General features: G+C 62.9%; 31 protein-coding genes and 1 tRNA gene. 19 read left to right on the top strand and 13 right to left on the bottom strand.

Going from position 1 to position 26767, the window contains the following annotated elements:
• The first annotated feature begins 65 nt into the window (after nucleotides 1-65).
• The 6 genes from LCF59_RS01420 to LCF59_RS01395 all read left to right on the top strand — a co-directional run bounded on the left by LCF59_RS01420 (nucleotide 66) and on the right by LCF59_RS01395 (nucleotide 4687).
• The gene (locus tag LCF59_RS01420; protein WP_292284838.1) at nucleotides 66-794 is read left to right on the top strand and encodes a Crp/Fnr family transcriptional regulator; all 729 of its coding nucleotides are present in this window, start codon (nucleotides 66-68) and stop codon (nucleotides 792-794) included.
• Between the two features lie 358 nt (nucleotides 795-1152).
• Nucleotides 1153-1605 carry a hypothetical protein gene (locus tag LCF59_RS01415; protein WP_292284837.1) on the top strand — a complete coding sequence of 151 codons (453 nt, stop codon included), beginning with the start codon at nucleotides 1153-1155 and terminating at the stop codon, nucleotides 1603-1605.
• Nucleotides 1602-2003 (top strand): phage holin family protein, encoded by a 402-nt coding sequence (locus tag LCF59_RS01410; RefSeq protein WP_292284835.1) that lies wholly within the window; start codon nucleotides 1602-1604, stop codon nucleotides 2001-2003. Before LCF59_RS01415 ends, LCF59_RS01410 begins: the two co-directional genes overlap by 4 nt.
• A complete protein-coding gene (locus tag LCF59_RS01405; protein WP_292284833.1) occupies nucleotides 1996-2763 on the top strand; it encodes a hypothetical protein in 768 nt (255 codons plus the stop codon). Before LCF59_RS01410 ends, LCF59_RS01405 begins: the two co-directional genes overlap by 8 nt.
• Nucleotides 2764-3005: 242 nt before the next feature.
• Entirely contained in the window at nucleotides 3006-3977 is a 972-nt protein-coding gene (locus tag LCF59_RS01400) for an amidoligase family protein (protein WP_292284832.1), read from the top strand.
• Nucleotides 3974-4687 carry a gamma-glutamyl-gamma-aminobutyrate hydrolase family protein gene (locus LCF59_RS01395; RefSeq protein WP_292284831.1) on the top strand — a complete coding sequence of 238 codons (714 nt, stop codon included), beginning with the start codon at nucleotides 3974-3976 and terminating at the stop codon, nucleotides 4685-4687. The genes LCF59_RS01400 and LCF59_RS01395 overlap by 4 nt, the downstream gene beginning before the upstream one ends.
• A 5-nt stretch (nucleotides 4688-4692) precedes the next feature.
• Here LCF59_RS01395 and LCF59_RS01390 read toward each other — a convergent pair whose 3' ends face one another.
• Nucleotides 4693-6075 (bottom strand): MATE family efflux transporter, encoded by a 1383-nt coding sequence (locus LCF59_RS01390; protein ID WP_292284830.1) that lies wholly within the window; start codon nucleotides 6073-6075, stop codon nucleotides 4693-4695.
• Between the two features lie 157 nt (nucleotides 6076-6232).
• Here LCF59_RS01390 and LCF59_RS01385 point away from each other — a divergent pair, with 157 nt between their 5' ends.
• Nucleotides 6233-6421 carry a hypothetical protein gene (locus tag LCF59_RS01385; protein WP_292284829.1) on the top strand — a complete coding sequence of 63 codons (189 nt, stop codon included), beginning with the start codon at nucleotides 6233-6235 and terminating at the stop codon, nucleotides 6419-6421.
• Between the two features lie 280 nt (nucleotides 6422-6701).
• The gene (locus LCF59_RS01380) at nucleotides 6702-6896 is read left to right on the top strand and encodes a PLDc N-terminal domain-containing protein (protein WP_292284828.1); all 195 of its coding nucleotides are present in this window, start codon (nucleotides 6702-6704) and stop codon (nucleotides 6894-6896) included.
• 39 nt (nucleotides 6897-6935) lie between these two features.
• Here LCF59_RS01380 and LCF59_RS01375 read toward each other — a convergent pair whose 3' ends face one another.
• The 4 genes from LCF59_RS01375 to LCF59_RS01360 all read right to left on the bottom strand — a co-directional run bounded on the left by LCF59_RS01375 (nucleotide 6936) and on the right by LCF59_RS01360 (nucleotide 10232).
• Nucleotides 6936-7358 carry a cytochrome c gene (locus LCF59_RS01375; protein ID WP_292284827.1) on the bottom strand — a complete coding sequence of 141 codons (423 nt, stop codon included), beginning with the start codon at nucleotides 7356-7358 and terminating at the stop codon, nucleotides 6936-6938.
• A gap of 183 nt (nucleotides 7359-7541) precedes the next feature.
• Nucleotides 7542-8183 (bottom strand): DUF3047 domain-containing protein, encoded by a 642-nt coding sequence (locus LCF59_RS01370; RefSeq protein WP_292284825.1) that lies wholly within the window; start codon nucleotides 8181-8183, stop codon nucleotides 7542-7544.
• Nucleotides 8184-8269: 86 nt separating this feature from the next.
• Nucleotides 8270-8953, bottom strand: a complete 684-nt coding sequence (locus LCF59_RS01365) for an ABC transporter ATP-binding protein (RefSeq protein WP_292284824.1) — start codon at nucleotides 8951-8953, stop codon at nucleotides 8270-8272.
• The gene (locus tag LCF59_RS01360) at nucleotides 8946-10232 is read right to left on the bottom strand and encodes a lipoprotein-releasing ABC transporter permease subunit (RefSeq protein WP_292284822.1); all 1287 of its coding nucleotides are present in this window, start codon (nucleotides 10230-10232) and stop codon (nucleotides 8946-8948) included. Before LCF59_RS01360 ends, LCF59_RS01365 begins: the two co-directional genes overlap by 8 nt.
• A 262-nt stretch (nucleotides 10233-10494) precedes the next feature.
• Here LCF59_RS01360 and LCF59_RS01355 point away from each other — a divergent pair, with 262 nt between their 5' ends.
• Together LCF59_RS01355 and LCF59_RS01350 are read left to right on the top strand one after the other, a co-directional pair.
• Complete coding sequence (locus LCF59_RS01355) at nucleotides 10495-11601, top strand: pyridoxal phosphate-dependent aminotransferase (protein ID WP_292284821.1); 1107 nt, start codon at nucleotides 10495-10497, stop codon at nucleotides 11599-11601.
• 116 nt (nucleotides 11602-11717) lie between these two features.
• Entirely contained in the window at nucleotides 11718-11927 is a 210-nt protein-coding gene (locus LCF59_RS01350; protein WP_292284819.1) for a histidinol phosphate aminotransferase, read from the top strand.
• Here the strand turns inward: LCF59_RS01350 and LCF59_RS01345 are convergent.
• On the bottom strand, nucleotides 11916-13112 hold the full coding sequence (locus LCF59_RS01345; RefSeq protein ID WP_292284817.1) for an aminotransferase class V-fold PLP-dependent enzyme: 1197 nt from the start codon (nucleotides 13110-13112) through the stop codon (nucleotides 11916-11918). The genes LCF59_RS01350 and LCF59_RS01345 overlap by 12 nt on opposite strands.
• Nucleotides 13113-13264: 152 nt before the next feature.
• Between LCF59_RS01345 and LCF59_RS01340 the strand changes: the two genes are divergently transcribed.
• On the top strand, nucleotides 13265-13981 hold the full coding sequence (locus LCF59_RS01340; RefSeq protein WP_292284815.1) for a tyrosine-protein phosphatase: 717 nt from the start codon (nucleotides 13265-13267) through the stop codon (nucleotides 13979-13981).
• Nucleotides 13978-15723, top strand: a complete 1746-nt coding sequence (locus tag LCF59_RS01335; RefSeq protein WP_292284814.1) for an ABC transporter ATP-binding protein — start codon at nucleotides 13978-13980, stop codon at nucleotides 15721-15723. The genes LCF59_RS01340 and LCF59_RS01335 overlap by 4 nt, the downstream gene beginning before the upstream one ends.
• Here LCF59_RS01335 and LCF59_RS01330 read toward each other — a convergent pair.
• Nucleotides 15720-16034 (bottom strand): arsenate reductase family protein, encoded by a 315-nt coding sequence (locus tag LCF59_RS01330; RefSeq protein ID WP_292284812.1) that lies wholly within the window; start codon nucleotides 16032-16034, stop codon nucleotides 15720-15722. The genes LCF59_RS01335 and LCF59_RS01330 overlap by 4 nt on opposite strands.
• A 214-nt stretch (nucleotides 16035-16248) precedes the next feature.
• A complete protein-coding gene (locus tag LCF59_RS01325; RefSeq protein ID WP_292284810.1) occupies nucleotides 16249-17196 on the bottom strand; it encodes a LysR family transcriptional regulator in 948 nt (315 codons plus the stop codon).
• A gap of 95 nt (nucleotides 17197-17291) precedes the next feature.
• On the opposite strand from LCF59_RS01325, the gene metF reads away from it, so the two are divergent.
• On the top strand, nucleotides 17292-18158 hold the full coding sequence (metF, locus tag LCF59_RS01320; RefSeq protein ID WP_292284808.1) for a methylenetetrahydrofolate reductase [NAD(P)H]: 867 nt from the start codon (nucleotides 17292-17294) through the stop codon (nucleotides 18156-18158).
• A 72-nt stretch (nucleotides 18159-18230) separates the two neighbouring features.
• On the opposite strand, the gene bhcR is transcribed toward metF, so the two are convergent.
• On the bottom strand, nucleotides 18231-19061 hold the full coding sequence (bhcR, locus tag LCF59_RS01315; RefSeq protein WP_292284806.1) for an HTH-type transcriptional regulator BhcR: 831 nt from the start codon (nucleotides 19059-19061) through the stop codon (nucleotides 18231-18233).
• Between the two features lie 114 nt (nucleotides 19062-19175).
• On the opposite strand from bhcR, the gene LCF59_RS01310 reads away from it, so the two are divergent.
• Entirely contained in the window at nucleotides 19176-20159 is a 984-nt protein-coding gene (locus LCF59_RS01310; RefSeq protein WP_292284805.1) for a glyceraldehyde 3-phosphate dehydrogenase NAD-binding domain-containing protein, read from the top strand.
• Between the two features lie 134 nt (nucleotides 20160-20293).
• On the opposite strand, the gene LCF59_RS01305 is transcribed toward LCF59_RS01310, so the two are convergent.
• Nucleotides 20294-20509, bottom strand: a complete 216-nt coding sequence (locus tag LCF59_RS01305; protein ID WP_292284803.1) for a hypothetical protein — start codon at nucleotides 20507-20509, stop codon at nucleotides 20294-20296.
• Nucleotides 20510-20631: 122 nt separating this feature from the next.
• Here LCF59_RS01305 and LCF59_RS01300 point away from each other — a divergent pair, with 122 nt between their 5' ends.
• Nucleotides 20632-20892, top strand: a complete 261-nt coding sequence (locus LCF59_RS01300) for a DUF2312 domain-containing protein (protein WP_292284801.1) — start codon at nucleotides 20632-20634, stop codon at nucleotides 20890-20892.
• Nucleotides 20893-21232: 340 nt separating this feature from the next.
• On the opposite strand, the gene LCF59_RS01295 is transcribed toward LCF59_RS01300, so the two are convergent.
• Together LCF59_RS01295 and LCF59_RS01290 are read right to left on the bottom strand one after the other, a co-directional pair.
• Nucleotides 21233-21976, bottom strand: a complete 744-nt coding sequence (locus LCF59_RS01295; RefSeq protein ID WP_292284799.1) for a ZIP family metal transporter — start codon at nucleotides 21974-21976, stop codon at nucleotides 21233-21235.
• A 184-nt stretch (nucleotides 21977-22160) separates the two neighbouring features.
• Nucleotides 22161-22448 carry a hypothetical protein gene (locus tag LCF59_RS01290; protein WP_292284797.1) on the bottom strand — a complete coding sequence of 96 codons (288 nt, stop codon included), beginning with the start codon at nucleotides 22446-22448 and terminating at the stop codon, nucleotides 22161-22163.
• A gap of 128 nt (nucleotides 22449-22576) precedes the next feature.
• Between LCF59_RS01290 and LCF59_RS01285 the strand changes: the two genes are divergently transcribed.
• Genes LCF59_RS01285 through LCF59_RS01275 form a run of 3 tightly spaced genes read left to right on the top strand, consistent with a single transcriptional unit; the run spans nucleotide 22577 to nucleotide 25438 of the window.
• Entirely contained in the window at nucleotides 22577-22711 is a 135-nt protein-coding gene (locus LCF59_RS01285; RefSeq protein ID WP_292284796.1) for a hypothetical protein, read from the top strand.
• Nucleotides 22712-22715: 4 nt separating this feature from the next.
• Nucleotides 22716-24128 carry a dihydrolipoyl dehydrogenase gene (locus tag LCF59_RS01280; RefSeq protein WP_292284795.1) on the top strand — a complete coding sequence of 471 codons (1413 nt, stop codon included), beginning with the start codon at nucleotides 22716-22718 and terminating at the stop codon, nucleotides 24126-24128.
• A 41-nt stretch (nucleotides 24129-24169) separates the two neighbouring features.
• Entirely contained in the window at nucleotides 24170-25438 is a 1269-nt protein-coding gene (locus LCF59_RS01275) for an MgtC/SapB family protein (protein ID WP_292284794.1), read from the top strand.
• Nucleotides 25439-25474: 36 nt separating this feature from the next.
• Here the strand turns inward: LCF59_RS01275 and LCF59_RS01270 are convergent, their stop codons facing one another.
• Nucleotides 25475-26356: a hypothetical protein gene (locus LCF59_RS01270; RefSeq protein ID WP_292284793.1), complete on the bottom strand. Its 882-nt coding sequence runs from the start codon at nucleotides 26354-26356 to the stop codon at nucleotides 25475-25477.
• A gap of 145 nt (nucleotides 26357-26501) precedes the next feature.
• On the opposite strand from LCF59_RS01270, the gene LCF59_RS01265 reads away from it, so the two are divergent.
• Nucleotides 26502-26577 (top strand) — tRNA-Thr (locus LCF59_RS01265).
• The last annotated feature ends 190 nt before the right edge of the window (nucleotides 26578-26767 follow it).

Raw genomic sequence — 26767 nt, 5'->3', positions numbered from 1 at the left:
TCGATCCCCCCTCGTATGACACCGCGATTCTCCCTCCGCATTAAACTGTGACAACGTGGAGCCTTATGACGATCAACTGTGAAAACTGCCCGCTCAGACCGCTTGAATTGTTCGATGACATCTCGAAAGAGGAAGAACAATTCATGTTGCGCTTCAAGACGGGCGAATTGAACGCGCAGCCCGGAACCCAGATTTTGACAGAGGGACGCGCGTCCGCGCACCTCTACACCGCGCTCAAGGGCATGGGCCTTCGCTACAAGACCCTGGAGGATGGACGACGCCAGGTCGTCGGTTTCATTCTTCCCGGCGATTTCATAGGCCTGCAAAGTGGCGTCATGGAGGAGATGCAGCATTCCGTTGAAGCCTCGACCTACATGACACTATGCGTGTTCAACCGCTCTTCGCTGTGGGACCTGTTCAAGACCCAGCCAAGACGCGCTTTCGATTTGACCCATGCATCCGCCATCGAAGAAAGCCTTTTGGGTGAAATGCTCTCTGCTGTCGGGCAATTGGACGGCATGGCCAAGGTATCCTGGGTGCTGAACCGTTTTTACAAACGGCTCACCGCTCTGGATTTGAACCACAATGACCGCGTCACCCTGCCGTACCGCCAGCAAGACCTTGCTGATGCCATGGGACTGTCGCTGGTTCACACCAACAAGACGCTGGCGAAGCTGCGTCAAGACAGCATCGCGTCTTGGGCCGATGGCGTTCTGGATGTGCACAATCCGGATCAGCTTGCCCAGCGGGCACATTCGGTCGGCGAGCGGCTGTTGAAACGGCCATTGATATAGGAGCGTAGACTTTGCTGGCCGGGAATCGGAATTGACCGGTGACGCGGGGAGGGAACCTGCCGGGCCACGACTAACCTTCCGGAAAACAGGCGCGCGACGGCGCCCTGTCCGACACGTCAGAGGCCACTTCGGCCCCGCGCCAGACAATCGGTGGCTCACCCCGGCTTTGAAAAGGAACTTCTGCTCTTTTGGCGCGTTCGAACCGCAACAGACACCGTGCCAAGAATATTGCGCACAAAAGAATGTCGGCCACAGCGATCGGCAAGGCCGAAGGGGCTGTCGGCGACAGGCCTGGACCGGACTGGACCGGGGCCGGGCGAAACCGTCGATGGCAGCGTCGTTACAGATGGAGACCACAATGACCAACGCGGACAGCACAATCGACACCGCCAGGAAACGCGCATCCGAGATGGCCGGGACCGCCAAGGATTATGCTGCGGCCAGTGCCGAGGAAACGGCGGAGGCCGCGCGTGACGACGCTGTCGATAGCGCGGATGACGTTGTCAATGCGACCCGGGCGGCGCGCGGTGAATTCGAGCCCGGTTCCTTCGAGGCAAAAGCACTGAGGCAGATCGAAACGCAGATCAGCAACGTCACGAACCGTCTCCGGGAAAAGCCGGTAGATGAAATGCTTGACGATGTTGGCGCCTTCGCGCGCCGCAATCCGCTTCTGTTTCTGGGGGGCGCGGCCTTGGCCGGGTTCGCGACGATGCGCTTTCTGAAATCCGATGACGCCGATCCCGAGGAGCATCACGCGCCTGATTACGATCCTTGGACCGGTTCCGCACAAGACAGGGGAGGCCGCCAGTGAAACACGAAACCGAAGACCCGTCCGGCTGGCGCACCTTGATCGGCGCCGTCCTCGACGAAGCACGCGCTCTGTTCCGCACCGAATTGCAGCTTGCCAGGCAGGAGATATCGGACAACGCCTCACGGGCCGGCGGTGGTCTTGTCCTGTTCGGTCTGGCGGCACTCATTGCCTTTGTCGGACTTGGCGCCTTGGCCGTTGCGGCCGTGTTAGGGGTCGCGGCACTGGGCCTGGCCTTGCCATGGGCCGCGCTAGTCGTGGCGATCGGGTTTCTGGCCGTGGCGCTGATCTTTGCGCTCATCGGGAAATCCCGCCTGTCTGCAGCGTCGCTGGCACCGAAAAGAACGCTGCACCAGTTCAAATCCGATATTCACGCCGTGAAGGAGGTGACCCGTGCCTAGCACGCAAGAACTCGAACAGACCGCGGAAACCCATCGCGCCCAGTTGACCAAGCGGTTGAACAGGCTTGCGTCCAATGCCCAGCCCGAGGCCAGCGCACAGCGCGCCGTTGGCAAATCCGCCGATTTGGGTCAGACCTTGATCCACACGCTCATGAAGGGCGCGAAACAAAATCCCTCAGGGCTTGCAATACTGGGCGTGGGGGCTGCCATGATCGCGCTCAGCTCGCAAAGACAGAGCACTCAACCGTCGCTGCCCTCCAATGAGACACGGGGCCAGGACGACAGGATCGCCAGCGCCGATGCCAGGAACAAGGCCCGCGACCAGGTCATGACCGGTCGGTTCGCCGGGCCGGCGTCTGCGTCTACCCTGCGCAAATCGCTGGACAAGGGGTTGGACAAGCTGTCACCCGAAGCGCGGGCCCGAGTGACCGAGGCCCGGCTCAAGGTTATCGATGCCCAAGAAGATATCGAACGCCGCGCCCGCCGCGCCTCCGAAAAGGCGCGCAAGACGCATTACAGCCAGCCGTTGCTGACTGGTGCGATGGTCGCGGGCGTCGGTGCTTTGGTGGGCGCGCTTCTGCCGACAACCCGGACAGAGGACGACATGATGGGTGCGACGCGGGACCAGCTGATGCGCGATGCCGAAGCCGCGCTACAGGCCGAATTGTCCAAGCTCGAGGATCAGGGCAAGGCCGCCGTCGATAGCGGCATCGAAGCGGCGCGGTCCGAATTCACGGACGGCAAGAACACCGTTCGCTAAAGCCAAATTGTCACGGACCGAGCGTCACACCTGTGCCGTGGGCCTTTCGCGGATGGCTCTATGGCCTCACTTGGTGCAGTGGCGTCATGCCCATGTCGGCTGCCCCGACCCGGGTTCCCCGACGCGCGCGTATGCGGAACAAGCGATTTCCAATCGCAACGTTGCGGCGTCGCCGCTCTTGCACATCCTGCGGATTTCAACAAAGTCTTTCAGGCGACGGGGGGGCCGCGCATAGGGATAACATGACAGACACACCAAATTCTTTTCCGCCACTGCCACGCGAGAAAACAGCTGAGGGAAAAGAACGCCTGACAGGGGTCGAGGTCGAATTCGCCGGTGCAACCGAAGCCCAAACCGGTGAGCTGATCGCGCAGTTGTTCGGCGGCACCGCCACGGACGATGGTCAGCATTGCGTGACAATCAGCGACACTGCCTTCGGCGACATTCATGTGGAGCTCGATATCACGCTGCGCAAACGTAATGATCTGCCTTTCGTGAAAGAGGGACTTGATGCCTTTCGCGGCGTGATCCCGGTGGAGATCGTCACCCCGCCATTGTCCCGCGCGCAGATCGAGCAGTTCGACACGTTGTGCCCTGCCCTGTCCGGGGCCGGCGCGATGGGATCGCGCAGTGGCGTGTTGCTTGGCTTCGGCGTCCATCTGAACCCCGAGGTTGTCGCTCCCGACGACCGTTTCACGCTCGACACGATCATCGCGTATGCGATGCTCGAACCATGGCTGCGTATGAAAGAAGAAATCGACGCAACCCGACGCGTAATGCCCTTTGTCGAAACATGGCCCAAAGGGTTCGTCTCTGCCCTCGCCGGAGGCAGTTTCGACAGCTTGGCGGACGTGATGCATGTCGCGGCACAGCATGTTGCCAGCCGCAGTCAGAGCCTTGATCTGCTGCCGCTGTTCAAACACGCCGAACCCGATCTGTTCGACGAGATATTTGACATCGAAGACAAGACATCGCCCCGGCCCACCTTTCACTTCCGCCTGCCCGACAGCCGTATCGACGAGGCGGGTTGGTCGCTGCTTCAAGCCTGGCAATTGTGGCGTCAGGTCGAATGTGTCGCGGCCAACGCGGACCTTCTCGATGCGCTGCGCGCCGCATGGGCGACACATGATGCGGCGTGGTTTTCGCGCGGATCCGAATGGATCGACACCGTTGACCGATTGCTCGACGAGCACGCCGCGAAGGTTGACACATGAGCCGGCCGCTGATCGCCGTGACCACGTCATCGCGGTCGGGCTGGCGGGTATTTCCGCTGGTCAATCTCAACCTCTGGATCACCGGCGGCCGTGGGGTTCGTTGGGGTGTCGGACGCATCGCAGATCTGGCCGATGTGGACGGGCTGATCATCGGCGGGGGCGACGATATCGGTCCGGATCTCTACGGTGGCAAGCTGGGCATTTCCGCCCGGATCGACCCCGAACGAGATCAGCTCGAGCGATCGCTGGCCGAAGCAGCGCTGGACCAGAACATCCCCGTGCTTGGTATCTGTCGCGGCTCGCAGATGCTCAACGTCGCGCTTGGTGGCACACTGGATCAGGACGCCTGGGGAACCTATGGGCGCGAGCGCATGATCAAGACCATCCTGCCCAAACGCGACGTGCGGATCCGACCGGACACGCACCTGTCGCTGGTCAGCGGTCCGCAACCGATGAAGGTCAATGCCCTGCACACGCAAGCGGTGGACCGACTGGGCCGTGGTCTGCGCATCTGTGCGGATGACACGCATGGCATGGTCCAAGCGATCGAACGGGTAAAAGATCCGTTTGCGCTTGGCGTCCAATGGCACCCGGAACATCTGTTTTACGCCCACCGCCAGCGTGCGCTCTTTCGGGCGCTTGTTCGCGCCGCCGACGCCTATCGCCAGGATCGGGTTCAGACAGACGCGATGCACGAAAGCTCGGCCTGACGGGGCTACCCGTTCGCCTGGGGCAGGACTCTGGGAACCGGATGCCCGTTCAGATCATCCATCAAGCCGGTGGCGCGCGCGCAGAACAGCCCACCCGCGATGGCAAAGACATTTGCCGCGACGGCGGCGAACAGGATCCCCCAATATTCGAAGAGCCACATTCCGACCCAGGCCAGCGGCACGTAAACGGCAAAGATGCGCGCAAGGCTCAGCCCCAGGGAATAGGCCGCCTTTGACCGGGCGTTCATGGCCGCATTGGTGATAACAAGAATGCCGTAGCCCATGATGCTCCAGCTCACGACCCGCAGATATTGCGCGGTATAAGCCCGCGCTCCAGACCCTTCGGAAAAAAGCCCCGCGATCTGGTCGGCGAACAGCGTCACACCTGCCGCAAGCAGCAGCCCATAGAACACGCTGAACATCCACGCCTGTTTGAGCGCGAGGCCGGCGCGGTCGCGGCGCTCGGCGCCGAAATTCTGCCCGACCACCGGCCCGATCCCCGCGGACAGCGCGAACAGGGCCACCAATGCCACGGATTGAACGCGCGTCGCGGCTCCGAATCCGGCCACCGCCGCCTCGCCCAATGTCGCCACCGCCGCCGTGACAAGCGCCATGCCCGCCGGGTTGATCGCATTCGATCCCGCAGCCGGCACGCCAACTGCAACAATTTGCCGGGCCGATGACCAGAAATTCTTGAAAGGCTTGCCGCAAACCGTCAGGAAACCGCGGCGCCACGCGTAGCATGCGGCCGCAACCGCGCCGACGGCCCGTCCAATCGCCGTGGCCAGTGCAGCGCCCTCGGTGCCCAGCTGCGGGATCGGCCCCCAGCCAAAGATCAACACCGGATTGATCGCGATATTGACCGCGGCCGCCAGCACCATGAATGCCGCCGAGGTCAAGCCGTCGCCATGCGCCCGGAATACCGAATTGGTGACCATCATCACCACCAGGAAGATAAAGGACACCGACCACCACGGGACGTAGAGCCGCGTTTCCGCCAGAGCCGCGTCCTGCGCGCCCATCCAGCGGAAAAGGGTCGGTGCGCAGATGAAAAACGCGGCCGCGACGACAAAGGCCATCGCCAGGCCCATCGCAAGTGAATGCAGCGCCAGCCGGATCGGCGCATCCGCGTCAGCGCGATGACGTCCAATGGCCTGCGACACCACTGCATTCGCGCCGGCCGAAAGGCCAATCGACATCGAGGTCAGCGCCGTTGTCACGGGATAGATGAAGCCCACCGCCGCCAACGGGGCCTGTCCCAATTGTCCAAGGAAATAGGCATCCGCCAAACCGACGCTCAGCACCGCAACGATGCCGAGTGTCATCGGCGCGGACACCCAGGCGAGGGCTTTCCAGACAGGTCCCCGGGTCAGGTCGGCTTGCGCCATGTGGGCTCCTTGTCGCATCAATCTCTTTGGGGGCAGCGGCGACATGGCGTCACCTTGTGAGGCGCAACGCGCAACCGGTGGCCCGGTTCCAGACGACTGGAACTTTCGGACCAGAGCCGCGTTACCCCTCAAATGCGAATGCAAGAGAAGGAATGACATGTCCGCTCCCGAAACGAATGTTGAAAAACAGAAGAAACGCCATCGTCCGGTTCTGCTCGGTTTTGCCATCGCCGCCGTCTTCGTGGCGGTGCTGTACTTTGCCTACCTCGCCAACCTTGCCGTGCAAGGGAACGAACCCGGCACGGCCGAAGAGGACGGCGCAGCCAGCACAGTGGTGGATGAGTGATCATCACCGAAGATCACGGTCCCCCGGTCAATCCCCGGCCCTCAAGGGCGACAGGCTACCATCTTGCGACGACTGGACGAGTGATGATCCGTCTGATCGCGCGCCCAAGCCCGGAGTTGTCTGGCGTTGGGAACCGCCCAGGTCAGAGCGTGTCACAGCCCGTCGCAACGGGGGAGCCGGAAAAATCTGGGTTTGAACAGCGCCCGTGCTGGCCCAAGCACGCGAATAAGCGATATCGCCCAAAAATGCTGGCCGCATGAATCGGCGCAAGGAGGTCGCAATGAATATTGAAATCACCGGACTCGGAGGGCTGATCCTCCTCGTTCTGAATGTCTGGGCCCTCGTTTCGATCATCGGATCGACCAATTCAACCGGATCCAAGGTGATCTGGTGTCTGCTGGTCCTGCTTTTGCCGTTGCTCGGGTTCATTATCTGGCTACTTGCCGGCCCGCGCTCTACCAAAGCCAGCGTCTGACCGGACGTGGCCCCGCCCAAACGGGGCCTTACCCGCGGATCATCGCGCTGCCTGAATGCTCTCCAGATATTGCGACAGCGCCACCAGCTTGCGTGGCGTCGGCGTCAGAATGCCGTCGCCACTGTCATAGGGCACCAGGTCCCCCTCCAGAAGAGCACCGAATTCGGGCATATTCGGCCCGGTCATGTCGGACTTGGCATAGCCGTCGATCGACGACAGGACTTGGGCTTTCGGAAACGCGCCATTGTTGCGCACTGCGATAAGGGTCAGGTCCGGCGGGGGTGTCGACATCGCCCCTGCCATGGGTCCAGCCCCCTTCGCATCGCCGCCATGGCACACTGCGCAATTCTGCATGAACAGGGCTTGACCATCACTGGCCTGCGGCATTTCTTCATTTGCGCAAGCTGCCACCAAGAGGGCGGAAACACTTGCGAAAATCAGGCTCAACTGGGGTGCACGCATTGCGGTCTCCTAGCACGGTGATGCTCAGAGTGCCTGTCTTTCGCAGCCTGCGCAAGCAGACGGGTGTGCCACCGGGCGTCTGATAGCGATCCACGTGCTCTGGCTCTCCATAGTCCGCCGCATCCCGGCGCCGGGAACGCAATGTTCCACGGTCTGCTGGGGTGGCTGATCCCAGCCGCGCTGTCACTCCACGCTCAAGCCGCTGACCGATGCGCGAATACGGCTGTCGGTGTCGTCACTGTCGCCGGACAACGCCAACCCGACCAGCGCCGCGCCGCCGCCGCCAAACGCATTTTCATAATCACGCTCAAGGTTCACGGTTTCGCGCGCCTGCCCCGTGCCCGCGCTGCGCAGCACGATGGTCTGGCCGCGGTTTCCAAGGTACGGGCTGTTGAGGACAGCGCCCCGGTCATGCGCACCGCCCCAGACATAAACCAGCACGCGCGCTGCGTCATTTGTCAAAAGCTTGCGCACGCTCGACCCTTGCAACGCCTGTGCCTGTCCCTCGGGCAGGAACACGAAATAGAGCGCCAGATTGCGGTCATCGCCGCCCTTTTGGCGCAAATCGGTCGCCGGAACGCCCTCTTGCACTGCCCAGGACCAACTGGCCTGCGTCGCATCCCAATAGCTTTCGGGCAACTCCCTGTAGGCGAGCGACACAGACGCATCGGAGGCAACGCTCACCGAAGTGGCGTTGAACCCGTAGGTGTTCGAGGAAAAGAGCGAGAATCTCTGTGTTTCCCAACTTTCGTCGAAGGACACGGGTGCCGCCATGGCTGGCAGCGCGACGCAGGACAAAACGATGGCAACGAGTGTACGGTACATGGCGGTCTCCTTTGCCCGGTTGCCTAGCAGGCTTGCCCCGTTCACCGCATCAAACGTTCGCGTGAAGGCCGTGTCATCTGCGGGGCTTACACAGGCGTCAACTGGCCCTCGTCCATGCGCAATTGGCGGTCCATCCGCGCCGCCAATGCCATGTTGTGCGTGGCGATCAACGCCGACAGGCCGGTGTCCCGCACAAGGCTCATCAGGGCCGCGAAAACTGTTTCAGAGGTCGAAGGGTCAAGGTTGCCCGTCGGTTCATCCGCTAGGAGGATCGACGGCCGGTTCGCCAGCGCCCGGCAAAACGCCACCCGCTGCTGTTCGCCCCCGGACAAAGCTGCAGGGCGGTGATGGGCGCGTGAGGCGATATCGACGATCTCCAGCAATTCCATCGCGCGCGCTTCGGCAGCCCGCCTTGGCACACCGGCGGCGCGTTGCGGCAGGGCGATATTTTCTTGCGCGCTGAATTCGGGCAGAAGGTGGTGAAATTGGTAAACAAAACCGACCCTGTCACGCCGCACGCCGGTGCGTGTGCGATCCGATGCCCCTGTCAGGTCCTCGCCCGCGATCTCGATCTTGCCGCTGTCGGGCGTGTCCAGCAGCCCCGCGATATGGAGCAATGTCGATTTGCCCGCACCGGAGGGCGCGACGAGCGCCACAATCTCGCCCTCCGCAAGCGTCATCTCGACGCCGCGCAACACATGCACTGCAGCGCTGGTTCCCGTGTTGTAGGATTTGGTGATCCCGCTGAGCCGCAATGTCACATCATTCATAGCGCAGCGCCTCGACCGGGTTCATCCGTGCCGCGCGCCGGGCCGGAAAGATCGTCACGATAAAGCTCAGTCCAAGCGACAGCACAACCGCGCTCAGGACATCCGGCAGCCGAAGCTGCGCCGGGAGCTGGTAGATCCCCCGCACCGCCGGATCCCAGACCCCGCCCCCCGCGACATAATTCACGAAGGAAAAGATGGGGTCGATATAGAGCGCAAAGAGGCAGCCCAACAGCACACCGGCGACAGTTCCGATGATGCCGGTGAACGCCCCGCAGATAAAGAAAATCCGCAGGACCGCGCCTTCGGTCAGGCCCATCGTGCGCAGGATGCCGATATCGCGGCCCTTGTTCTTGACCAACATGATCAGCCCCGAGACGATATTCATCGCCGCGATCAGAACGAGGATCGACAGGATGATGAACATCACGTTGTCCTCGATCTCGAGCGCGCGCAGGAACCCGCCCGAGGCGTCCTGCCACGTCCAGATCAGCGCACGCTCTCCTGCGGCCTGAAGGATGGGCGGAGTGATGTCCCCGATCTTGTCCGGGTCCGCCACCATCACCTCGATCTCGTCGGCCACACCCTCACGGTTGAAATAGAGCTGCGCCTCGGCAAACGGCATGTAGACACGGGTTCGGTCGATGTCATAGCGCCCGGCGGTGAAGACATAGACCACCTCGTAGGATTTGACCCGCGGACTGGTGCCAAAAGCGGTGCGCACCCCGTCAGGCGAGATCAGCTTGACGGTGTCGCCCAGTGCGACTCCCAACTCGCGCGCGACACCCGATCCGATGGCGATCCCGTAGGAGAACCGGGCCAGATCGCCCCGCGCGGTGTCTGGATCGGCAATGCGCGGGATCGTCGCGAGGTCCTCCTCCGAGATCCCGAACACCTCGACCCCGGCATTGCGGCTGTTGGCACTTGCCATCACCTGGCCTTTGACCAATGGCGCCGCGCGGGTCACCCCGGGCACATCGGCCACGCGATCGGCCAGCGCGGCATAGTCCGCGATACTGCGGGAATTGCGCCCCGACGCATCTGTCTGCGCGGTGTAATAGACGGTCACATGGGCATTCGAGCCCAGGATCGTATCGACGAATTCCGCGCGGAAACCGGACCGCACGGCAAGCGTGGCGATCAGGGCGAAAACCGCCAGCGTGATGCCGATCAAGCTGATCCATGTCATCACGCTCACCCCGCCCTCGGCACGGCGCGCCCGCAGGTAACGCCACGCGATCATCCATTCGAACGGGGCAAAGGGGGGTGGGGTCTGGGCCATCAGGGTCTCTTGCTGCTCTGGGGGTGATAAGTGGCCGCTTGGCTCGCGCGGGTCAAGCCATCTGGACGAGGTCCGGGGTGCGCCGCGTGTTTGCCCAGGAACCAGGGGGCCAGACGGCCAGCCCCTGCAACAGTTCCATGGCGTTGGACGCAAGACCCCGGCGGTTCCAGATGTCTCGTATGAACGACGTCGGCGTGAAGAAATTTCGCAGGACATTTCTTCACTGCTTGTCCAATCCTTGCCCGCTTGGCATAGACGCGAAATGACTGGACCAAGATATCCCGACCTGATCGCCAACCTTCCCGCCACAGTCCCCTTCGTGGGACCCGAGGTGCAGGAACGCCAACGCGGAGCGCCGTTCAAGGCGCGGCTTGGCGCCAATGAAAGCGTCTTTGGCCCCTCCCCCTTCGCGGTCGCCGCCATGCAGGACGCGGCGGGCCAGTGCTGGCAATATGCCGATGCCACGAATTTCGAGCTGCTCCGCGCGATCTCGACCCGTTTGGATATCCGGCCGGACAATATCATCATCGGCGAGGGAATCGACGGTCTTCTGGGCTACATTGTCCGCCTGATGGTTGCGCCCGGCGATCCGGTTGTGACCTCCGACGGGGCCTACCCGACCTTCAACTACCATGTGACCGGCTACGGCGGAATACTGCACAAAGTTCCGTTCAAGGACGATCACGAAGATATCGACGCGCTGATCGACACGGCGCGCGCGGTGCAGGCCAAACTGGTGTACCTGTCCAATCCCGACAATCCGATGGGCAGCTGGCACACCGCCGAACGCATCGAAAAGGCGCTCGATGCATTGCCCGAAGGGACCCTGCTTTTGCTGGACGAGGCATATATCGAGTTTGCCCCCGACGGCACCGCGCCCCGGATCGCCGCAGACGACCCGCGTGTGTTCCGCACCCGAACCTTTTCCAAGGCCTTCGGCATGGCCGGTGCCCGCGTCGGTTATGGCATCGGTGCGCCCGAACTGATCAGCAGCTTCGACAAGGTGCGCAACCATTTCGGCATGTCGCGAATCTCGCAGGCCGGGGCGCTTGCCGCGTTTGAAGACGACGCATGGCTGGCCGAAGTCATCGACCTTGTCAAAGACGCACGCGACAGGATCGCCATGATCGCGCGGGCCAACGGGCTCACGCCGCTGCCCTCGGCGACAAATTTCGTCACGGTCGATTGCGGAGAGGATGCGGCCTTCGCCAAGGCCGTGTTGGCCGGGCTGATCGATGAAGGTGTCTTTGCCCGGATGCCGTTTGTCTCCCCCGGCGACCGCGCGATCCGTATCAGCGCCGGCCGGCCAAGCGATCTCGATGTGCTGGAAGAGGCTCTGCCAAAGGCGCTCGACGCGGCGCGGAAATAGGCGCCGACACCCTGTGCCACGAACATTTCCGACGAATCGCGCAATTTGCCCCTGACGATCCCGACTTCTGCGCTATCCTGCCCCGCGACGCCGGGCAATCGACAGCGGAGGCACAGATGGAACAGCGCCACCCCCAGCGGGTCGAAGATTACACGACCGCCAACCTCGTCCTGATTTTCGTCAACCTGCTGTGGATATTCGGCGTGATCTGGGCAAATTTCGGCCTTGCCGCCGTGGTCCTTGCGGGATGGGCGCTCAACCACGCGATCACCCGGCTGGCACGATACCGCGCCAGCCGTGAAATCCGGTGGCCGTCAGACGCCTGACACCACCTGTGCTGCGGCGGTCACGCCGCCCGGCGTGTGCGGGATATCCAGAGCGCCCAGCCCGGCTTCGACCACCCCCAAAAGTCCAAGGATCATATGCGCGTTGACATGGCCCATATGGCCGAATCGGAAATACCCGTCGCTCTGCGGATCGTCGTCATTCGCCATCCCCAGCCCGATCCCCAGCGTCACGCCCGCGGTATCGCTGCACCAGCGGCGCAGGCGCGTGCCATCGGGCTTGCCAACCGACAGCGCGGTCACCGCATGGCTCCGCCGCGCGCGGTCCGCCACGTTGAGGCGCAGCGCGCCCTCCTGCCCCCAATGCTCACATGCAGCCCAGATGGCCTGGGCCAGCTTGGCGTGCCGAGTCCACACTGCCTCGATGCCTTCGTCGTGAAGCATGTCGAGCGCGGTGCGCAGCCCGTACAGGTGATGCGTCGGCGCCGTCCCGCCAAAATACTGGTAAAACGCCTCGGGTTCCGCCCGCTGGGTCCAGTCCCAATAGGTGCTGACCCGTGTCATGCGCCGGCGCGCCTCGGCCGCCTTTTCGTTGAAAAACACGAATCCCAGCCCCGGCGGGCACATCAACCCCTTTTGCGAGCCGGTCACCGCCACATCGACACCATCGGCATCCATCTCGAACCGGTCACAGCCCATCGCGGCGATGCAATCAGCCATCAAAAGCGCCGGATGTCCCACATCATCCAGCAGCTTGCGCAACGGCGCAAAGGCATTGCGGTTGGAACTTGACGTGTCGACATGCACCGCCAGCACCGCCTTGTACGCGTGACCCTCATCCGCGCGCAGCATCTCCGCGACGCGGTCCGGATCAATCTGCCCGCCATTGCCGAAATCAAGGATGTCGACGTCGATCCCACGTCCCTCGGCAACCCGGCTCCAGCCCAGCGCAAAAAAGCCCGTGGCCAGCACCAGCACCTTTTCTCCCGGCGCGACCGTGTTGGCCAAGGCGGCTTCCCAGGCGCCATGGCCATTGCAGATATAGATCGCGACATCCCCCTCGGTGCGCGCCACCCGCTTCAGATCGCGCGTCAGCTCCGGCATCATGTCGGGCAATTCGCCTTCATAAATATTCGGAGACGCGCGGTGCATTGCCCGCTGCACCGCGTCGGGCACGACGGAGGGACCGGGAATGGCAAGATATGTGCGACCATTGGCAAGCGACATGAAGGACCTCAAGACTGTAGGTGTGGGAGCCACCTGCCGAATGAACAGGTTTGGCCGCAACCTACCCCGCTGCGCCGCGCCGTCAATAACGCTCGGCGCTTGCCAGCACCGACCGCAGTCTCTACATCCGCGTCTGACGCGAAAGGGACCGGATGCTGGGACGGCTTTGGAAAAGACTGGAAGACAGCGAACGCAGGCTGCGACGTTCGTTCGGCAAGGACATCACCGATCCCCGCGCGCGGCGCTGGTCGGCGTTCCACTACCATTTTTTCGACCACGCGTTCCTGCGCAGCTTCTGGACCAATTTCTTTGAAATCGCGCCGGGGGTGTACCGGTCGAACCAGCCCACCCATACGCGGTTCGCGAAATACAGCGAGATGGGCATCAAGACCGTCGTCAACCTGCGCGGTGCCGACAAGCACGCGCATTACCTTTTCGAAGAGGAAACCTGCAAGGCGCTCGGGCTGACCCTGCTCAACGCCAAGCTTTGGGCCCGCAACGCCGCCAGCCGCCACCGGATCGAACACGTCATCGACACGTTGCGGATCGCGCAAAAGCCGTTTGTGTTCCACTGTAAGTCCGGCGCCGACCGCGCCGGTTTCGTCGCGGCCATGTATCTGATGATCTTCGAAGATCAGCCGGTCGAGGTGGCGCGCAAGCAATTGTCGCTGAAATACCTGCATCTGGATTTCACCGCGACAGGCGTGCAGGACTATATCCTCGATGTCTATGCGGCCCGCACCGCGCGGGCGCCAATCGGATTCGAGGCGTGGATTCGCACCGAATACAACGCCACCGCGATCCAGGAAGGGTTCGACGGAAAAACGCCGGCGGACCAACTCAGTCTGCCGGCAGCCCTCGTCACATGACCGATGCCGCGGTAAATCCGCGGGGTCTCCTGCTCTGGGTCTGGCGCGGCTACCTCGCGCGGCATTGGAGATTGCTGCTGGTGGCGATGGTGTTCATGTCGCTCGAAGGCGGCATGTTCGGCGCGCTGTCCTATATGATGAAGCCGATGTTCGATCGTGTTTTCGTCGGCGGGGACGGCGATGCCATCGTCTGGGTCGGCCTGTTGTTTCTCGCCATCTTCGTGACCCGCGCCCTGGCCAGCATCATCCAGAAGGTGTTGCTCACCCGGATTTCCCAGCTTTCCGTGGCAGATATCCGTCAGGATTTGCTGGCGCATCTTCTGGTGATGGACACCGCCTATCACCAGACCCACTCTCCCGGGTACCTGATGCAACGGGTCGAAGGCGATGTGGAGTCCATCGCCAAGGTCTGGCGCACCATCATAACCGGCGCGGGGCGCGACGTGATCGCGCTGGTCTCGCTCTTTGCCGTCGCCATATCGGTCGATTGGCGCTGGACGCTCGTGGCCCTTCTGGGCGCGCCGCTCCTCGTTGCCCCGTCGATGATCCTGCAACGCTACGTGCGCAAGAAGGCCCGCCGCGCCCGCGATGTCGCGGCGAAACTGTCGGTCCGCCTGAACGAAGCGTTTCACGGCATTACCCCGGTCAAACTCAATTCTCTCGAAGGCTATCAATCCGACCGGTACCGCAGCCTGACCGAGGAACGCGTGTCCGTGGAAACCAGCAGCGCCCTGGGACAAGCCACGATCCCCGGCCTGATCGACATCATGGCCGGTCTGGGCTTCATGGGCGTGCTCTTCTATGGCGGCAACGAGATCCTGTCGGGCGAAAAAACCGTCGGCGATTTCATGGCCTTCTTTACCGCAATCGGTCTCGCGTTCGAACCGCTCAGGCGGCTGGGGAATGTCGCTGGCGTCTGGCAGGTGGCAGCCGCGGGCATCGAACGCATCCGGCAAATTCTCGACACCGACCCGACCTTGCGCAGCCCGGCACGGCCCCACCCCGCACCTGAACAGCTTCCCGAGGTAAAACTTGAAGGTGTTTCGCTAAGATACGGCGACACAAATGTTCTGAGCAAATGCAGCTTCATCGCCGAGGCTGGCAGGACCACCGCGCTTGTCGGCCCCTCGGGCGCCGGGAAATCAACGATTTTCAACGTGCTGACCCGCCTTGTTGATCCATCGGATGGACATGTCACCATTGGCGGCATACCGGTGTCCGACATGGCGCTTGAAGCCCTGCGCGGGCTCTTCTCTGTCGTGTCCCAAGAAGCGCTGTTGTTCGATGACACGGTCCTGGAAAACATTCTTCTGGGCCAAACGGACGTGGCCGAGGCCGATCTTCAGCGGGCCCTGGATGCGGCGCATGTGACCGATTTCCTGCCACGTCTTTCGGACGGCTTGAACACGCCGGTCGGCCCACGTGGGTCAGCCCTGTCAGGCGGCCAGCGGCAGCGCGTGGCCATCGCCCGTGCCCTGCTGAGAGATCGTCCAATCCTTCTGCTGGACGAGGCGACCTCTGCGCTCGACACCGAGTCCGAGGCCAAGGTGCAAGCCGCGCTCGACGCGCTGTCCAAGGGACGCACCACGCTCGTGATCGCACATCGCCTGTCCACCGTCCGCAGCGCGCACAAGATCGTGGTCATGGACCGGGGCCGGGTTGTCGAACAGGGATCGCATGGCGATCTGCTGGCGCAATCGGGCACTTATGCCGCCCTGCACCAGATGCAGACCCACGACTAGCCCAGCAGCGCCGCCTGCGTGTCCCGGGTCCAGCCGAGGTACAGGTCGGTCCCGTCGACGATCAACGGACGCTTCATGAGTTTGGGATGGGCTTGCAGCAGGTCTTTCGGCTCTTGCGCACGCTCCGACGCGGTCAACCCGCGCCATGTCGTGGAGCGCGTGTTCAGGACCGTGTCGCCAAACGCCTGCAACGCGCGGTCCATGACAGGCTCCGGCACCGGCCCGCCTGACACATCAACAAACTCCGCGTTTGGAAGTGCTTTCAATGCCTTGCGGCAGGTGTCACAATTTTTCAGACCATACAGAACCATGCCAGCCTTCCCTTTCATTGAAGCCGCGCATCCCGGCGCGACATCACGATATACATCCAAAACCTGCGTTCGGGTCAACGCGATCACCTGTGTCCCCCGTGGCGGGCATTCGGAATTGGCAATCCCGACCGGATCAGACGTGACGCCAGAAGGACACGCGGGATCATGCCGAACCGTGCCGCGAAATGGTTCAAGACCATCATGGTCTATGGCTTCACTCCCCCACGGCGGGCGGCGAATATCGCTCATCCGGAGCGCCGAGCATCTGGAGCCGCTGCGCCTCTTGGCGGGCAAGCCGGATCAACTCTGCGACATAGGGCTTGTCGGTATCCGCCGTGCGCGTCGCCGCATAGAGCCGCTTCGTGATGCCGGTCCTGGTCAATGGTCGCGTGACATAATCCGAGTTGTATTTCACCTCGCGCACCACCCAGTCGGGCAGCACCGACACCCCCCGGTTCGAGGCAACAAGCAGCAGGATCACCGCTGTCAATTCCACCTGCCGGACCGAGGCAGGCTCAACCTTGTGCGGGATCAGAAGCTGGCTGAACACGTCCAGCCGCGATCGCTCCACCGGGTAGGTGATCAGCGTTTGGCCGCGAAAATCCTCGGCCTCGACAAAGGGTTTCCCGGCCAGGGGGTGCTGCACGGAGGCGACGAATACTGCGTTGTAGTCAAAAAGTTCCGTGAATGTGACCCCCGGAATATCCTCTGGATCAGAGGATACGACAAGATCGACATCTTCCTTTTGCAATGCGGGCAGCGCGTCAAAGGCGAGGCCGGGGCGAATATCCACATCAACATCCGGCCAGCTCTTGCGAAACGCTTCCAGCACCGGGAACAGCCATTCGAAACAGGCGTGGCACTCGATCGCGATGTGCATCCGCCCCGACGATCCGTCGCGCAGCCCGTCGAACTCTGCCGCCAGCGCCTCGACCTGCGGCAACACGTGATGCGCCAGCCGCAACAGGCGCATCCCCGCAGACGACAGTCGCATCGGCTTGGACCGCCGCACGAACAGCTCCACTCCCGCCTGCTCCTCCAATGCCTTGATCTGATGGCTCAAAGCCGATTGCGTGATGTTCAACTGGTCAGCCGCCTTGGCAACACCACCGTAATCATGGATCGCCTTGATGGTGCGCAGATGGCGAAACTCGATATGCATTATCAATTTGTCTCATGTTGAAGATTAGATTTATGAATTTGTCTCACATCCAACCATGTGCGACAAGCCTCCTATCGCCAGCAAGGACCCTGCAAATGCCCCTTCCGTCCGTTTCATTCGAATTCTTCCCGCCGCAATCTCTGGAGGCGTCGTTCCGGCTCTGGGACACGGTTCAGGTGCTGGCCCCGCTTCAGCCACGCTTTGTGTCGGTAACCTATGGCGCGGGCGGCACGACGCGCGACCTGACACGCGAAGCGGTGGCGACCCTGCACAAATCCTCCGGCCTTGCTGTGGCCGCGCACCTGACCTGTGTCGACGCCACGCGCGCCGAAACCCTGGCAATCGCACGGGATTTCGCAGACGCCGGTGTGACCGACATCGTTGCCCTGCGCGGGGACCCGCCCAAGGGCAGCGACGGGTTCCACCCCCATCCCGATGGCTTTGCCTCCAGCGTCGAACTGATCGAGGCTCTGAACGACGCCGGCGATTTCACGATCCGCGTCGGGGCCTATCCCGACAAGCACCCCGAGGCGGCGGACACCCAGGCCGATGTGACCTATCTAAAGCGCAAATTCGATGCGGGTGCATCCGAAGCCTTGACGCAATTCTTCTTCGAGGCCGATACCTTTTTCCGCTTTCGCGATGCCTGCGAAAAGGCCGGGATCGACCGCCCCATCGTTCCGGGCATCCTGCCGATCGAAAACTGGAAGGGCGCTGCGCGCTTTGCCAGGAAATGCGGCACGCATATCCCCGCATGGGTCACCGATGCGTTCGAAAAGGCGGAACGCGACGGGCGCGAGGATTTGCTGGCCACCGCGATCTGCGCGGAACTTTGCTCTGACCTGATCGATGGCGGTGTGGACAGCCTGCATTTTTACACGCTCAACCGCCCGGAGCTGACACGGGATGTCTGCCACGCCCTTGGCGTGACCCCGAATATCGATCTGCGCAACGTTGCCTAGATGGGGCTGGACCGATTGATACCGCACATAAGGGGCGCACAAAACCCGATCCCGCTTTTGCGCGATCCTCGCCTAGCCCTGCTTTGGGCCACCTAGCGCAGAGGTCAATTGCGCCGCGATGGACCGGACGGACTCGCCCAGAGCGGCGATCCGCGCATCCGGAAGCCGCGCCGACGGGCCAGAGATGGACACCCCGGCGACCGGCTCTCCATAGATGTCGAATACAGCCGCCGCGATGCAGCGCATCCCGTCATTTTTCTCTTCTGCGTCAAAAGCATAACCGCGCTGCCGCGTCACTTCGAGATCGGCGGCCAGCGTCTCTGCGGTGACAAGGGTGTTGGCTGTGAACGCGGCAAGCTTGTGCCTGCGAATGATGCCGATCACCTCTTTCTCGGTCATCTGTGCCAAAAGGGCCTTGCCGATCCCCGACGCGTGCATGGGCGACATCGTGCCCGGCGGGAAAAACGCCCGGATGGTGTGATGCGTCTCGACCTGGCTCAGGAACAGGACACGCCCATCGCGCATCACACCCAGATTGGCGGTCTCCTCGGTTTCTTGCATCAGGTTGCGCAAAAACGGGCGGGCCCGCTCCAGAAGCGACGTGCGGCGCATGAAGCGTGACCCGATGTGAAACGCCCCGGCCCCGATATGCCATGTCTGCGCAGCCGCATCGAAATCGACCAAGCCGCGCGCCTCGAACGTGAACAGCACACGATAGACGGTGGCCGGGGACTGGCCCAGGTCTTCGGACAGGTCAGTCAGGCTCGCCCCGTCCCATTCGCTCAACCGCTCCAGGATGACCAGGGCGCGGTCCAGCGACTTGATCTTGTTTTGAGCGCTGGTATCCCCCCAGGCACGCGGCCGGCCCCGCGCCCGGCGCTCCGGTCCAGTCCCCAGGGTCATGGCGTCTTCTGCGCGTCGCATTGTTTCAATACAAAAATCATTTTTACAATTTGAAAAAATAGGCGTTGAAATGCAACCCGTAACGCAACGCTCCGCGGTCAAAGGAATACAGCCATGCGCATCGTCATTCATGGGTTCGGACGGATTGGCCGGATGATCCTGCGACAAATCCTGATCACCCCGGAGCATTCCGATATCGAGGTGGTCGCGGTCAACGATCTCGCCCAACCCGAGACCTGTGCCTATCTCTTCAAATACGACAGCGTGTTCGGCCCTCTTCCCGGCGGAGCGGTTGCCGAAAACGGGCGGCTGCACGCGGGCCAACGGTCTATTCCGCTTCTGACCGGGGTCAAGATGTCGGACCTGCCGCTGACCGATGTGGACCTGGTGCTCGATTGTACCGGTGCCACCAAGCACCGCGCAACCGCCGAGGATGCGCTGACTGCGGGCGCGACCGCGTTGTTGATCTCCGGACCGTCGGACATTGCCGATGTCACCGTCGTGAAGGGGGCGAACGAAGACCGGATCGGCGCGGCGCGTATTGTCTCGAACGCATCCTGTACCACCAACGCGCTGGCCCCGCTGCTGCGTGATCTGGACACGCGCTTTGGCCTGATCCAGGGTCACATGACCACCATTCACTGCTACACTGGCAGCCAGCCCATGGTTGACGCGCCGCGCGGCCCCGACCTGGCCCGGAACCGGGCCGGTGCGGTCAGCATTGTGCCCACCACGACCAGTGCGGCAAAATTGATCGACCGGGTTTTGCCCGATCTGGCCGGACGGGTCACCGGCGCGGCAGTGCGCGTCCCCGCGATCAGTGTCTCGGCGGTCGATCTGGTGGTCCGTCTCAAGACCCCGCTGCACGACCCGGAAAACGCGCTGCGCGATCTGGCGGACAAGAACCCGGTGATCGGCCTTGTCGAGGATCCCTGTGTGTCCGTAGACCTGCGCGGGCGCACGGAATCGCTTGTCATCGCCCCGAAAGAGACGATGGGCACCGGCGACCAGCTCCGCATTTTTGGCTGGTATGACAATGAATGGGGCTTTTCCGCTCGCATGATCGATGTCGCCAGGCTGATGCACAGCCGGGGCTGATGCATCCGCACGTCTTGCAAAGCAGCGCCGATTGGCCGCGCGCGCGCAAGGCAAAGGTGAAATCACAGGCGACCGGGAACCCATGCGTGCCGCACCTGTCACGCGGGGCGGGTCTTTCGACGATCCAAAGCCGATCAGGCGAGGAAAATCCCGACGATCACCAGCATCAATCCCAGCACGGACACGAACAGCGATCCAAGATTGATCGGCATCACGGATTTGACCTCGGCCCGCAAGGCCGCATCGCTCAGCCCGGATTTCCGCGCCTTGCCGACCCGCAGGATGCAATAGACCAACCCGCACAATCCCACCAGGGACAAGGCCGCTCCCGACCAGATCAAAATGTCCATCACACGCTCCAGCTTGGACCCAGTGCATGCGCCGGTAATTCATCGCCCCTGCGCTGGCAAGCCCTTGAAGGCGACAGCGGCCATCGCTACGACAGCGCTCGAAGCGAACAGGAGCACGCCCGATGGACGACAGCGCAATCGAAGCCAACTACCGCGTCACCGCAGATGAACTGCGTCAGTTCATCGAACGGATCGAACGGCTGGACGCCGAAAAGAAAGACCTCGCCGAGCAGCAGAAAGAGGTCATGGCCGAAGCCAAGGGGCGCGGTTACGACACAAAGGTGATGCGCAAGGTGATCGCGCTGCGCAAACGCGAACCCGACGACATCGCCGAGGAAGAAGCCGTGCTCGACATGTACAAGGAAGCGCTCGGCATGCGGTGAATGTGACGCAAGGAAACGATATTTCTCAATAAAATATCATTTTTACTGCGGATACTGAAACGGTGTTGTGCCGGGGCGCATCGAGATCCCGTCAAACCTCCCCGCCTGGGGCCGAGCCGTCGCGCACGCAGGATCCGGTCGCGGTCGGCGTCCTTGGCGGCGCAGATCGCGTCGCCAGCGCAACGGATCAAGGCATCGGCACTTTCGCCGGGTTGACCGACCGAGCACCAGACGCGGCAGGTCTGCGTTTCGGGGGCGTTTCGGCGCAGACCTCCCATGCGCCGCTCAAGAAAGCGGAGCCGCCGGAAGAGATGGCAAACGCCTCGGTCACATCAATGTCTCAATGGGCCAGCACGAGCATCTGGAACGCCATCATGGCCGAGAAAGCCAGTGTCACGGCGGTCGCGGCCGATCCGTGGCGGACCTTTTCCAATGCGTCCGGGTAAAGCTCTGAAAACACCATCCAGATCATCGCCCCCGCGGCAAGGCCAAGGCCAACGGGCAGGAAGGGTCGGAAGGTCTCGACAAAGAGATAGGCGGGCGCGGCCATGATCGGCTGCGGCAAGCTGGTGAAGACCGCCCAGAGCGCAGCCTTCCAGACGGGCGATCCGCGCGGCACCAGCACCAGCGCGATGGCCAGACCTTCAGGCACGTTGTGGAAGGCGATGGCCGTGGTGATATAGGCGCCCAGTCCCTCGGACCCGGCGAAGGACACGCCGACCCCCACGCCTTCGGCAAAGGAATGCGCTGTCATGATCCCGAGGATCAGCAGCGCCTTGGCCGCGCCCGCGCCTTGCAGGTCGGCCACCTCCACGTCACCCGCGCCCGAAAGCAGCCGGTCCGCCACCACGATCGCGCCGAGCCCCACAAGCACGCCCACCAGTGTCAGCGTGATGTCGATGGAAACGCCTTCGTCGATCAGGCTGTGGCTTGCGGCCAGCATAAGCCCTGCGGCCGCGGCGTTCGACCAGCCCATCGTCCGGTCGCCGATCTTCTTGACGAACAGGAAGGGCAGCGCGCCAACGCCGGTCATGATTGCCGTAAGAAGGGCGGCTGCGACAACGATACAGAGGGCGGTATCCATGGTACTCCTACAGAAATGCGATGGGCCTGGGGTGCGGCGGCGGTCAGCCGATCAAGTGGTCGAGGCGTCTTGGTCTGTCACGCTCCACACTGTGGCAAATGCGCCCCGCGCGTCGGAAACGCCGGTCTTCACATCGCGCCACGCCAAGCCTCGGAGATCGCTGAACGCTGGTATTTCCTTAGCGCTACTTGAAACGGGACATAGCCTTGGTGAACGCGTCAGACAGGCTGTCCCAGGCCTGGTCGAAGCCCGATTTCATGTCGTCCCATGCGTCATCACTGGCCTCGCGAATTTCCTTCAGCGTCACCTCGGCCTCGTCACGCTGCTTGCGCGCCTCGTCAAGTTGCTCCTGATACGCGATCTTCGAATCGGCTTCGGCCTCGGCGAGCTTTGCCTTCATCTTGTCGATTTCGGCATTCCACTGATCGATCTGCGCCTCGGCTGTTTCGACATACGCGGTCTTGTCGGTCATTTGGGAATCCTTCCACTCAGAAGATTGAACATGCATAGAGGGTTTCATGGATAGGACATTGTGACGAACCTGGAAAGAGTGCGATAATTTGGGCGTTTGATGTTTACGTTGAACCAAGGAGGCCTGACATGTCCGAGACCGAACCCCTCACCTTGCCCGGCGTACCCCGCGTCCGCCATACTAGGTCGGGGATTCTGAAACGCTTTACCGCCTGCAATCCACCAGCGGATGCCACCGCGGCGCAAGCCAATGCGGGCGGATGAATCGATGAAGGTTGATACTGTCATCGTGGGCGCAGGCAGCGCGGGGCTTTCGGCCCTGCGAGAGGTGCGCCGCTACACCGAAGATTTCCTGCTGGTGAACGACGGCCATTGGGGCACCACCTGCGCCGCCGTCGGCTGCATGCCGTCCAAGGCACTGATCGAGGCGGCGAACGCCTTCCACCGGCGCGACACGTTCGGGGAGTTCGGCATCCGGGGTGCGGAGGGGCTGCGCGCGGACATCCCGGACATTCTCGCCCGTGTGCGCCGGATGCGGGACGGTTTCGTGAAAGGGCCGGAGGCGGTTCCGGACAAGCTGGGCGATCGTGCCATCTCGGGCCGCGCGCGGCTGCTTGGCCCGGGGCGGCTTGACGTGAACGGGAAGACGGTCACGGCGCGCGCGATCATCCTGGCGCCGGGCAGCAGCCCTGTCGTGCCCGGGCCGTGGCGCGATTTCGGCGACCGCATCCTGACCACGGACACGCTGTTCGAACAGACCGACTTGCCGTGCCGCATCGCCGTGATTGGCATGGGCGCGATCGGGGTCGAGATCGCGCAGGCGCTGGCCCGGCTGGGGCTTGAGGTGACTGGATTCGACGCCGTCGAGGCGCTGGCGGGCATCGATGACGCTGAGGTGCTGGCGGCGTTCCGCCCGTTATTCGAGGCCGAGGTCCCGCTGCATCTCGGTGCGCCGGCAGAGCTTGAGGACGCGGGGACCGCGATCCGGGTGACCGGCGCGCAAGGGTCTTTCGAGGCCGACGCGGTGTTGGCCGCGATGGGGCGCAGACCGAACATAGAAGATCTGGGGCTGGACACGCTCGGCGTGACACTGGACGACGATGGGCAGCCAGAGATCGATCCCTCCAGCTTGCGCATCGGCGATCTGCCCGTGTTTTTGGCCGGTGATGCAAACGGTTACCGCCCGCTGCTACACGAGGCTGCGGACGAGGGCCACATCGCCGGTCGCATGGCCGCGCCCGACGCGCAGAGCAGCGGGCTGTGTCGTCGCACATCTTTATCCATCGTGTTCTCGTCGCCACAGGTCGCGCGGGTCGGCCCGCCCCTGTCCGAGTTGGGTGACACGGAGATCGCAACCGGGAGCGCGGATTTCTCGGGGCAGCCTCGGGCGCGCATGGCGCAGACAGCCGCCGGCATTCTCCGCATCCATGCCGAACGCGAGACCGGCCGCCTGCTGGCAGCCGAGATGTGCGTGCCCGGCGCCGAACATCTCGTCCATCTTCTCGCACTGGCGGTGGAGCAGAGCTTGACCGTGGCCGACATGCTGGCGATGCCATTCTACCACCCCGTGCTCGAAGAAGGGCTGCGCAGCGCGCTGCGGGACCTCGCCAAGACTGTGGCAGCCGCGGGCGGGTCGGATCTCTCCGACTGCAAGGCGATCGGCCATGACGCGCTCGACTGACGCCCGGTCTGCACAGGACCCCGGGACAGGCTCGTTCGGAAATGGATGACCTTGACCTCTTTCTCCGGCTCGGTGTCGCGCTGGCCATCGGGGCGCTGCTGGGCCTTGAGCGGGGGTGGCACGACCGCAACGAACCCGAGGGGGCGCGTGTCGCGGGACTGCGGACCTTCGCCCTGACCGGCTTGCTCGGCGGGATCAGCGGATGGCTGGCGTCCCTGACGGGGGCGGTGGTGCTTGCCGTTGCCTTTCTCGGCCTCTCGGGTCTGCTCGCCCTGAGTTACCGGGTGCGACTGGAAGAAAACGACGATCTCGGCCTGACGACCGAAGTTGCGCTGTTGCTGACTTTCACGCTGGGGGCTGCTTCGGTACTGGGCGACATTGCGATGCCGGCCGCCGTTGCAGTGGTCGCAGCACTGCTGTTGAAGATGAAACAGCGCTTGCACCGCTGGATGGCACGGATCGGCCGGCTTGAACTGGAGGCGCTGCTCAAGCTCGCGCTGATTTCGGTCGTGGTGCTGCCGTTTCTGCCGGATCAGGGCTACGGACCCGGCGCGGCGCTCAATCCATACGAGATCTGGTGGGCGGTGGTCATCGTGGCCGGGCTGTCTTTTGTCGGCTATGGCGCGATCCGGCTTGGCGGCGCGGACCTGGGCGTGTTGCTGACCGGTCTGTTTGGCGGCCTCGCCTCGTCGACATCGACAACCGTGGCGCTTGCCCGCCTTGCCAAGACACAGACCGGGCTTGCCCCTGTCGCGGCGTCGGGGGCAATTGTCGCGGGGTCTGTGACCTTCCTGCGTGTTCTTGCTCTCGCCGCGATCTTCCAGCCCCCCCTGATTGCGCCGCTTGCCGTGCCGATGGGGGTCATGGCGGCGTTTGGCCTCTTGGGTGCGGCCGCCCTGACGCTCCGCAACCGGGGTGACGGCACCGCGACGGATCTCGACGCCGTTGCAAACCCGCTCAACTTCGGGGCGGCGCTGTCCTTCGGCGCGCTTCTGGCCTTCGTGCTGCTGGCGCTGCATTACCTCGAGACATGGTTCGGAGATGCCGGCATCCATATCGCGGCCGCCCTGTCCGGCGTCACCGATGTCGATGCGATCACCATCTCGGTGGCGCGGCTGGCCGGCGATGATATCGCAGTCCAATCAGCCGCCACGGCCATTTTCATTGCGGCAGCGGTCAACACAGCCGTCAAGGCCGGCATCGCCATCGGCATGGGGGTCCCATCCATGGGGCTTCGCGTCGGATCCGTCTATGCCGTGGTTCTCACGGCTGGTGTTGCGGCCCTGTGGGTCACCACCGGTTGGAGCTGAGGACATGATCGGGGTGCGTGCAGGGTTTCGACACCCTCACGGTTCGATCAGCGTCACCCCCGATATCCGCCGCAGCTCGAACAAATCTTCCTCGTATTGCTCTGTCAGATCCGCGATCAGGGCATCATCCCAGCCAGGAATGTCCAGCTCATCCTCAAGCTTGGACGGATCGGCGTATTTGTCGAGAAACGCCACCATCGCGCGCCGCACCTGGACCTGCGTCAGATCCGGATGATCCGCGACATAGGCGCGGAATCGCGTCATGCCCTCCCCGGACATGATGCTTGCCATCCGGGAATAGGCGCCGATAATGGGAAACCCAAGCTCGACCCCGGCCAGTTCGCTGACGATCTCGCCCCAGATCAGGGGGCTGTCCTCGTCGCTCCAGACGGTCACCGGCACCCCCGGCAGGGCATCCGTGATCCGCGTTATCAGGTCCGACCACCGGATTTGCGCCGGATCCAGCCCCTTCAAAAGCTGGTCGATATCCTCATGCGGTGTCGCCGCCAGAAGCGCTGGCAGCAAACTCGCCGGATTGCGCAGGGCGATGAAGACCTCGAATGCATCGCCGTCGAAAACCTCGCGCAGGGTGCGCAGCCGGTGTTCGGCCTTCCGGTAAATGACGCCCCCCTGAAAGGCGATCTTGGGCACGGAAAACAGGTTCTCATGCGACAGGACAAGCCGATCGACATGGCCAGTGTCTGCATCAAGAATACTGTCCAGCAACACTTCGCGCGCGCCCGGCGCAGGCGCCGCCCCGTCAAGCGCGTTGAGCATCTCCGAAATCAGTTTCCGGTACTTCCCCGGACCCGGGATCGCGATCCCCTCACCGCGCAACCCATCCCGGTTGCGCAGCAAGGTCTTGACCAGCCTGTCCGCGCCCGACTGATGTACACCTGCGTGAAGGGCTACCTGCATTGTAAGTATGTGTCCCGCATTCCGCAGTCGTTATACCCGTCAGAATTCTGTTGAAAACCACCAACGGCAAGGGACGGCAATTTAAGAGAAATCGCCAGATTGCCCCTTGCACAGCCGCGAAACACTCATTAATCACGCCGCAATTGCCCCTATAGCTCAGCTGGTAGAGCAACTGATTTGTAATCAGTAGGTCGGGAGTTCGAGTCTCTCTGGGGGCACCAGTCTTCCATGAAATCCCGCACATGCGACCAGCGGCCCGGAGAGTGCTCCCGGCGGTCGTGCAACATGCCACGATCGCGCTTTGCGTGGATGTCTTGCGGCGCATGACCCGGAGCTGCCGGCAGGCTCGATGGTCCGGTCTCCAATCCTGAAGTTCTGCCCGCTTCGGATCACGGCGCGGGTGCCGATTGC

Origin of the sequence: Marivita sp., from assembly GCF_020055675.1 — a bacterium.
Classification (GTDB): Bacteria; Pseudomonadota; Alphaproteobacteria; order Rhodobacterales; family Rhodobacteraceae; genus Marivita.
This window is presented reverse-complemented; position numbering and strand designations above follow the sequence as displayed.